General features: G+C 69.5%; 7 protein-coding genes, 1 tRNA gene and 1 pseudogene. 1 reads left to right on the top strand and 8 read right to left on the bottom strand.

Annotated elements, in window-relative coordinates; all coding sequences use genetic code 11:
* The 3 genes and pseudogenes from AC1D1T_RS14620 to AC1D1T_RS14610 form a co-directional block, all read right to left on the bottom strand.
* A pseudogene (locus AC1D1T_RS14620) lies at positions 1 to 388 on the bottom strand (hypothetical protein); the annotation flags it as partial.
* On the bottom strand, positions 385 to 1,491 hold the full coding sequence (locus tag AC1D1T_RS14615) for a DUF2169 family type VI secretion system accessory protein (RefSeq protein WP_477826148.1): 1,107 nt from the start codon (positions 1,489 to 1,491) through the stop codon (positions 385 to 387). The pseudogene AC1D1T_RS14620 and the gene AC1D1T_RS14615, both read right to left, overlap by 4 nt.
* 99 nt (positions 1,492 to 1,590) lie before the next feature.
* Positions 1,591 to 1,677 (bottom strand) — tRNA-Leu (locus AC1D1T_RS14610).
* A 99-nt stretch (positions 1,678 to 1,776) separates the two neighbouring features.
* On the opposite strand from AC1D1T_RS14610, the gene AC1D1T_RS14605 reads away from it, so the two are divergent.
* Positions 1,777 to 3,177 (top strand): class II fumarate hydratase, encoded by a 1,401-nt coding sequence (locus AC1D1T_RS14605; RefSeq protein ID WP_477992052.1) that lies wholly within the window; start codon positions 1,777 to 1,779, stop codon positions 3,175 to 3,177.
* A gap of 200 nt (positions 3,178 to 3,377) precedes the next feature.
* On the opposite strand, the gene AC1D1T_RS14600 is transcribed toward AC1D1T_RS14605, so the two are convergent.
* The 5 genes from AC1D1T_RS14600 to AC1D1T_RS14580 form a co-directional block, all read right to left on the bottom strand.
* Positions 3,378 to 3,638, bottom strand: a complete 261-nt coding sequence (locus AC1D1T_RS14600) for a hypothetical protein (protein WP_082004222.1) — start codon at positions 3,636 to 3,638, stop codon at positions 3,378 to 3,380.
* Positions 3,639 to 3,757: 119 nt separating this feature from the next.
* Positions 3,758 to 4,624: an SHOCT domain-containing protein gene (locus AC1D1T_RS14595; protein WP_477992051.1), complete on the bottom strand. Its 867-nt coding sequence runs from the start codon at positions 4,622 to 4,624 to the stop codon at positions 3,758 to 3,760.
* Between the two features lie 135 nt (positions 4,625 to 4,759).
* Entirely contained in the window at positions 4,760 to 5,917 is a 1,158-nt protein-coding gene (locus AC1D1T_RS14590; RefSeq protein WP_477992050.1) for an ABC transporter ATP-binding protein, read from the bottom strand.
* Positions 5,918 to 5,938: 21 nt separating this feature from the next.
* Positions 5,939 to 6,778: a carbohydrate ABC transporter permease gene (locus AC1D1T_RS14585; RefSeq protein ID WP_477992049.1), complete on the bottom strand. Its 840-nt coding sequence runs from the start codon at positions 6,776 to 6,778 to the stop codon at positions 5,939 to 5,941.
* Positions 6,775 to 7,686, bottom strand: coding sequence for a carbohydrate ABC transporter permease (locus AC1D1T_RS14580; protein ID WP_477844857.1), 912 nt, complete (start codon positions 7,684 to 7,686; stop codon positions 6,775 to 6,777). Before AC1D1T_RS14580 ends, AC1D1T_RS14585 begins: the two co-directional genes overlap by 4 nt.
* Positions 7,687 to 7,768 lie beyond the last annotated feature (82 nt).

The raw sequence follows: 7,768 nt of genomic DNA, 5'->3' as shown, positions 1-7,768 counted from the left end.
CGCCACCCCAGTGGCGGGCGAGGTCGCTCATCACCATCGGTTCGAGGTCAGGGGCGCGAAACGGCCGGTCCGCAGGCGGCAGGATGACGAGCACCGGCAGCGCGAGGGCGCCGGACGCGGCAGGCGCCATGCCGAGTTCCGCGGCCCGCTGCGCGCATTGAGTGATCACCGGAATGGCCAGCGGCGCGGTCATCGTCGGCCCTTCCCACCACTGGTGCAGGCGCGGCCGCGCCGCGTTCAGGTCTTCACCGACCGTGAAGTCCCACAGCTTGGCGCGGCGGGCGCCATTGATGCCGGCGCGCATCGCGGCGCAGGTGGCCGGCCCGTCGGCGCCCACCGCGGTGAGCATCGCGTGGCCGAACACCGAGAGGCCCGCAGCGCGGCTCATGCGCCACCCTTGCGCGCACGCGCCAGCGCAGCCAGGCCGCGGTAGTGCTTCTTGCCGGTCTGGCGTGCACGCAGCAGGCCGGGGGTGCGGGTGGAGGTGGTCTCGATCTGCATTTCGCGAAGTTCGAACGGGTCACGGATCAGCGGGCAACTCGCACGCCACGTCAGGCACAGGCGGTCTTCGTCCGGCTCGATGAACACCGTGTCGATCTGCGCCTGCACGTCCAGGACCGGCGCGCCATGGCGCACGAAGCGCACGTGCACGGGCTCCCTCGGCAGCCGGGCCTCGATGCGCGGCAGCGGACTCAGGTGCGCCAGCACGATGGGCTCGCCGCCGTGGGGATAGGGAATCTGCTGGTCGGGTGGCGCCGCCTGGTGGTAGCGCGGGTCGAAGTCGTCAGGCAGCCAGGGCATCTTCTCGCGCTGCCAGCGCTCGTCGTAGGTGCCGGCATGCGCGACGCGCGGCAGCCAATGCCGCCCCAGCGGACCGAAGGCCATCGGGCGGTAGTGCCCGTCCGGCCGCTCGACCGGATGACCGGGTTCCTCGGTCGCCGGCAAGGCCATGCCGGGCAGGTTCTGCCGGAAGCGGCAATAGCCGGTGCCTGCCGGATTGGGCCGGTACAGCTCGATGCGGCCGGGGTCCGACGGATCGATGTCCGTGCCGCCGAACGCATGGTCGTAGCCGATCTCCTGCGTCGTGAACGGCTGCGGATCGGTCGCCGCCACGCCGATCACGCCACGGCGCCATTCGCGGTGGCCGAGCACCGTCACCACCTTGCGGCAGCTGCCCACCATGAAGCCGGCCTCCATCCGCGTCACGGGCCGGCCGCCCGGCGCGTGGGCGCGGGCCCTCAGCAGGATGTCGCAATGCGGCTTGAAGACGCTGAAGTCGTTCTCGTGGACCGGGGCGTTGCGCGCCGGATCCTGGCCCGGCACGTCGGCCTCGTACAGCGGCAGTTGCGCCTGCGCGAGCTGCGGCGTTCCCTCCCCACAACTGCTCAGCACGAAGCTGGCCTTGACGACGACCACCGCGAGTTCGCGCCCGTCGGGTCGATGGCCGACGTTCCATCCAGCAAGGTAAGGCGTGGGGTTGACGAGGTGCATGCCGGCCGGAAGTCAGAAGAGGCGATCTACTGCTTCACGCCAGGGAATGGAACGGTACAACCGGGCGCCGGCCGGGACCAAGTGAACAAAGTCAACGCATGGTGCCGGCGGCGGGACTTGAACCCGCATCTCCGCGAGGAGGAGGGATTTTAAGTCCCTTGCGTATACCGATTTCGCCACGCCGGCAGCGGATCTTCGAGGCAACCCCGGCGATTATCAATGCATGCATCGAGGTCGGCCCGCGTCGGCCATGATCCATTCCTCCCCCACTGACGCCCCGCCTCCATGCCCTCCCCCGCCACCCGCCTCGAACACGACAGCCTCGGCGACATCGCCGTCCCCGCCGACGCGCTGTACGGCGCGCAGACGCAGCGCGCCGTGCTGAACTTCCCCGTCAGCGGCGGCCGGCTGCCGGCGGCGTTCATCCGCGCGCTGATCCAGCTCAAGCTCGCCGCCGCACGGGCCAATGCGCGCCTGGGCAAGCTCGAGCCCGACACCGCGCAGGCGATCGAGGCCGCCTGCCGCGAGCTGCTCGACGGCGACTTCATGCCGCACTTCCCGCTCGACGTCTTCCAGACCGGCTCGGGCACCAGCTCGAACATGAACGCCAACGAGGTGATCGCGACGCTCGCGACGCGCCGCCTCGGCCGCCCGGTCTCGGCCAACGACCATGTCAACCACGGCCAGAGCAGCAACGACGTGATCCCGAGCGCGATCCACGTCAGCGCCGGCGTCGTGCTCGCCGAGCAGCTGCTGCCCGCGCTGCACCACCTGTCGAAGGTGACGCGCGACAAGGCCCGCAGCGTGCACGAGCACGTGAAGACCGGCCGCACCCACCTGATGGACGCGATGCCGGTGCGCCTGAGCCAGGCGCTCGGCGGCTGGGCCTCGCAGGTCGATGCGCAGATCGCGCGGCTCGAGGCCCTGCGCGGCGACCTGGCCCAGCTCGCGCTCGGCGGCACCGCCGTCGGCACCGGCGTCAACGCGCACCCGGATTTCGCGCGCCTGGCCTGCGAGGAGCTGGCCGGCCTCACGCAACAGGCCTTCCGCCCCGGCGACGACTACTTCGCACTGATGGGCGCGCAGGACACCGCGGTCTCGGTCTCGGGCCAGCTCAAGAGCCTGGCCGCGAGCCTGATGAAGATCGCCAACGACCTGCGCTGGATGAACTCCGGCCCGCTGGCCGGCCTCGGCGAGATCGAGCTCGAGGCGCTGCAGCCGGGCTCGTCGATCATGCCCGGCAAGGTCAACCCGGTGATCCCCGAGGCGACCACGATGGTCGCGGCCCAGGTGATCGGCAACGACGCCGCGATCACCATCGCCGGCCAGTCCGGCAACTTCGAGCTGAACGTGATGCTGCCGCTGGTCGCACGCAACCTCGTCGAGAGCCTGGAGCTGCTCGCACGCGTCAGCCACCTGCTGGCCGACAAGGCGATCGCCGGCTTCACGGTGCGCGGCGATCGTTTGCGCGATGCGCTGTCGCGCAACCCGATCCTGGTGACCGCGCTGAATCCGCTGATCGGCTATGCGCGCGCCGCCGAGATCGCGAAGCAGGCCTACCGCGAAGGGCGCCCCATCCTCGACGTGGCCGACGAGCAGACCGAACTCGGCCGCGCCGAGCTCGAGCGGCTGCTCGACCCGTCACGCCTGGCCGATGGCGAGGGCGAAGGGGGCGGCGGGGGATGAGCACACCATTCGCAACAAAACGGCGTGTCGTCCTACAAATTGAGGGTGCATCCCGGGTTAAAGTCACGGACACGGAGCCGCAGTTACCTCCTCCCTCCTCCCAATGACACTGCGGCTTCTTCGGGCGGATGGTGCTTGCACCATCCGCTTTTTCTTTGTCGGTCCGTTTTGAGAGATCGATTTCAGCGCGCGATTCCAGATCAGCAATGCGCCAGCCGCGACGGCTCGGTGTGCGCGATCTCCCGCCCCACCGACACCGCATACGACAGCGCGGCGCTGCGCGAGATCCAGCGGTGGCCGCCGGCCAGGCAGCAGTCGCGGTACACCTCGCAGGGCGTGTTCACCGCGCCGCGCACGCGGCTCACGACGACGGCGGCCGTGTAGCCGCGGCCGCGGCCGCTGTCCTGCGCTGCCACATAGATCCGGAAATCACCCTCGTTGAATTGCTGATCGAACTGCATCTCGCGCTCCACGACGGCAACCCCTGCCGCGAGGCGAGACTATGTTCGATGCCGCGCCGCGAATCCATCCATCCGATTGACTCCCTCTTCGGGGGGACGATGTCGGATCCGGCGGCAGGTCACAGCGATTGCAGGATGTCCTTGCGCTTCTGCTTGTACTCGTCGTCGGTGATCAGGCCCTTGTCGCGCAGCTGCTTCAGCGCGGTCAGGCGGCGCTCGATCTCGTCGGCCTTCGGGTCGGCCGGCTTGACGATCGGCGCAGCCGGTGCCGCGACCGCCGGCGCCGCAACGGACGGTGCCACCGGCGTGAGCGTCGCAGCGGCCGCGGGCGGTGCCGCCAGCACCAGCGGCGGCGGGGGCGGCGGCGTCGGCACGGTGGTGGCCTGCGTCAGCGACACCGTCAGCCAGTCGCTGCGCCGGTTGCCCGCACCGGCGCCGACCAGCTTCACATCCGACGCCTTGCCGCGCGCGCCGTACAGGAAGTTCGGCGACATGCTGGTCGAGCGCACGATGTGCACGAACTCGAAGTTGCTGTCGTGGGCGATGAAATTCAGGTTGCCGCCCTCGACGAACAGCCGCGCGGTGACGGCCGTCGGCGGCGCCAGGAAGCCGTCGCGCCGGGCGCTCGACACCAGCAGCACGTCGTCGCCGGGCTCGGCATTCGCGAAGGCCTGGGCGATCGGCTCGCTGATCTCGGCCAGTTCGTCCGCGTCGAACAGCGGGCGTTCCTTGCCGCGCGAATCGAGCGACTTGAACTGCCCCAGCGCGATCCGCAGCGCGTCGGCGTTCAGTTTCACCGGGTGCTGGTTCTCCGGGGCACCGGCCTCGCGGCCCAGCAGTTGCACGGTGCTGAACTCGCGGATGCGCCAGATGCGCTGCCGGGCCTTCGCGCTCTGCTCGGCCTGGGTGCCCTCGCGKCCCAGCACTGAATCGAACAGGCCGGCGGCCTGCGCCGATCCCAGGGTGCTTGCGATGGTGGCTGACACGACAACCAGCTTCAGCCGGAGAGATGCTCGTTTCACGGTAGGTCGGTCCTCGGGATGCGGGGGAAAACAGCGTGTCGCGGCTGCCTTGCACCCACGACGCGGGTCGCATTGTAGTTTTGCAACACGGTCCGGCGCCTACGCGTTTGTCCGCGTGCCCTCCAGGGATTCCAACCCGTGCAGCCGCCGGTGCGCCCGGCCCTCCGCATCGAACACGTGCAGCGCCTGGGCCGGCGCCCRCCAAGCCACCCGGTCGCCCGGCCGGGCGCGGGTCAGCGCGCTGCCGCGCATCACCAGTTCCTCGCCGCCGTCGGTGCGCATGTAGACGAGGTGCGATTCGCCGAGCTGCTCCACCAGCACCACCTCGCCCTCGAAGCGCACGCCGTCGCCGTCCTGCGCGGCGCTGGCCATCGCATTCGGCGCCACGCTCGTGAAGTGCTCCGGCCGGATGCCGATCTCCACCGCCTGGCCGTTGCGCAACTCGCCGGCCTCGACCTGCGCCCTAGCCTGTGCGCCGCGCGCGAGTGCCAGCACCAGGCCGTCGCGGCCGCTGGCCGACACGGTCGCCGGCAGCAGGTTGATCGCCGGCGAGCCGATGAAGGTGGCGACGAAGCGGTTCGCCGGCTGCTCGTACAGCTCGACCGGCGTGCCGGCCTGCTGCACCCGGCCCTCGTGCATCACGACGATCTTGTCGCCGAGCGTCATCGCCTCGACTTGGTCGTGCGTCACGTAGACCATCGTCGCCTTCAGCTCGCGGTGCAGCCGCGCCAGCTCGACGCGCGTCTTCACGCGCAGCGAGGCATCCAGGTTCGACAGCGGCTCGTCGAACAGGAAGAGCTTCGGGTCGCGCACGATGGCTCGGCCGATCGCGACGCGCTGGCGCTGCCCGCCGGAGAGCTCGCGCGGCAGCCGCTGCAGCAGGTGGTCGATGTGCAGCGCCTTGGCCGCGGCCTCGATGCGCCGCTTGCGCTCGGCGCGGTCGGCACCGTGCAGCTTCAGGCCGAAGGCCATGTTGTCGAACACGTTCATGTGCGGGTACAGCGCGTAGCTCTGGAACACCATCGCGATGCCGCGCTGCGCCGGCGGCAGGTGGTTCACCACCACGCCGTCGATCGCGAGCTCGCCGCCGGTGATCTCCTCGAGCCCGCACATCATGCGCAGCAGYGTGGTCTTGCCGCAGCCGSWSGGGCCGACCAGCACGACGAACTCGCCGGCGTCGATCTGCAGGTCGACGCCTTGCAGCACGACGGTGTCGCCATAGGATTTCGAGACGTTGGTCAGCGTGACTTGGGTCATGGGTGGGCGGAATTCACTTCTTCACTTGAGAGCACCCGCGGTGATGCCGCGGATCAGCTGCCGCGACAGCAGCGCATACACCACCAGCACCGGCAGCACCGCCAGCGACAGCGCGGCCAGCACGGCGTTCCAGTCGGTCGCGAACTGGCCGATGAACTGCTGCACGCCGAGCGTCAGCGTCTGCGTGCCTTCCGAGGGCGCGAGGATCAGCGGGAACCACAGGTCGTTCCAGATCGGCACCATCGTGAACACGCCCACCGTCGCGACCGCCGGCCGCACCAGCGGCAGCACGATGCGCAGGAAGATCACGTACTCGCTGACGCCGTCGCAGCGCGCCGCGTCCTTCAGCTCGCCAGGCACCTGGCGGATGAACTCCGACAGGATCAGGATCGCCAGCGGCAGCCCCTGCGCCACGTACACCAGCATCAGCGCGGTCAGCGTGTTGACGAGGTTCAACGCCACCATGGTCTGCAGGATCGACACCGAGCCGAGCCGGATCGGCACCATGATCCCGAACGCGAGGAACAGCGCCAGCAGCCGGTTGCCGGGAAAGCGGTACTCGGTCAGCGCCCACGCGGCCATCGCGCCGAGCAGCAGGATCAGGACCAGCGAGCAGCCGGTGACGATGACGCTGTTGGCGAACATGCCGCCGATCGACGCGTTGCCCAGCACCTTGGCATAGCCGACCACGCTGAGCGTGGCAGTGGTGGGCAGCCCGAGCGGGTCGTCGAAGATCGCGCGCCGCGTCTTGAACGAGTTGACCAGCACCAGCAGGATCGGGAACAGCACCAGCAGCGAGTAGCCGCCGAGCGTCAGGTGCACGAAGAGTGAACGGACCGGCGAGCGGATCGAGCGGCTCACAGCGCGAACCTCCGCAGCCGCCGCTGCACGACGAACAGGTAGACCGCGATGCCCGACAGGATCACCAGGAACATCAGCGTCGCGAGCGCCGCGCCCATCGTCGCGCTGCCCGGCTGCGACTGGTAGCCGAAGAAGGTGCGGTAGAACAGCGTGCCCAGCAGGTCGGTCGCGAAGTTCGGGCCGGCCGACGCGCCCTTCACCGCATACACCAGGTCGAACGCATTGAAATTGCCGACGAAGGTCAGGATGTTGACGAGCCCGAGCGTCGGCAGGATCAGCGGCAGCCGGATCGCCCAGAAGATGCGCCACGGCCCGGCGCCCTCGACCACGGCGGCCTCGATGATGTCCTCGGGGATCGCGATCAGCGCCGCGTAGATCAGCATCATCGGGATGCCGATGAACTGCCACACCGACATCAGCGTCAGCACCGGCAGCGCGGTCTCCTCCATGCCGAGCCACGGGCCGAAGAAGCGCTCCAGCCCGACGAAGCAGAGCAGCTTCTCGGTGACGCCCCACAGCGGCGACAGGATCAGCTGCCAGCTGAAGCCGATGATCACCACCGACAGCAGCGTCGGCAGGAACAGCACCGTGCGGTAGGCCGCCGCGCCGCGCAGGCCGCGCAGCGACAGCAGTGCCGCCAGCACCAGCGCCACCGGGTTCTGCACCAGCGAGTGGATGACGAAGAACTCGACGTTGTTCACCATCGCGTTGCGGAAGCTCTCGAACCACTGCGCGTCGAACAGCAGCGTGCGGAAGTTCTGCAGCCCGACGAACGACACCGCGCCATCGGGCCCGGTGCCGTAGGCGCTGAGCCGCAGCGTGTCGACCAGCGGCCAGGCGCTGAACGCGGTGTAGACCAGCACGGCCGGTGCGAGGAACACCACCGCATGCCAAGGAAAGCGCTTCATACCCAGCGGCCCCCATGGAACCGGCTTTGCCGGGCCATCGGGGGCGCCCCCTCGGGGGGAGGCGCGCAGCACTTCGGGGGGG

This window comes from Rhizobacter sp. P2_H3 (assembly GCF_056403355.1).
The sequence above is the reverse complement of the archived record's forward strand: the minus strand, read 5'-3'. Positions and strand labels throughout refer to the sequence as shown.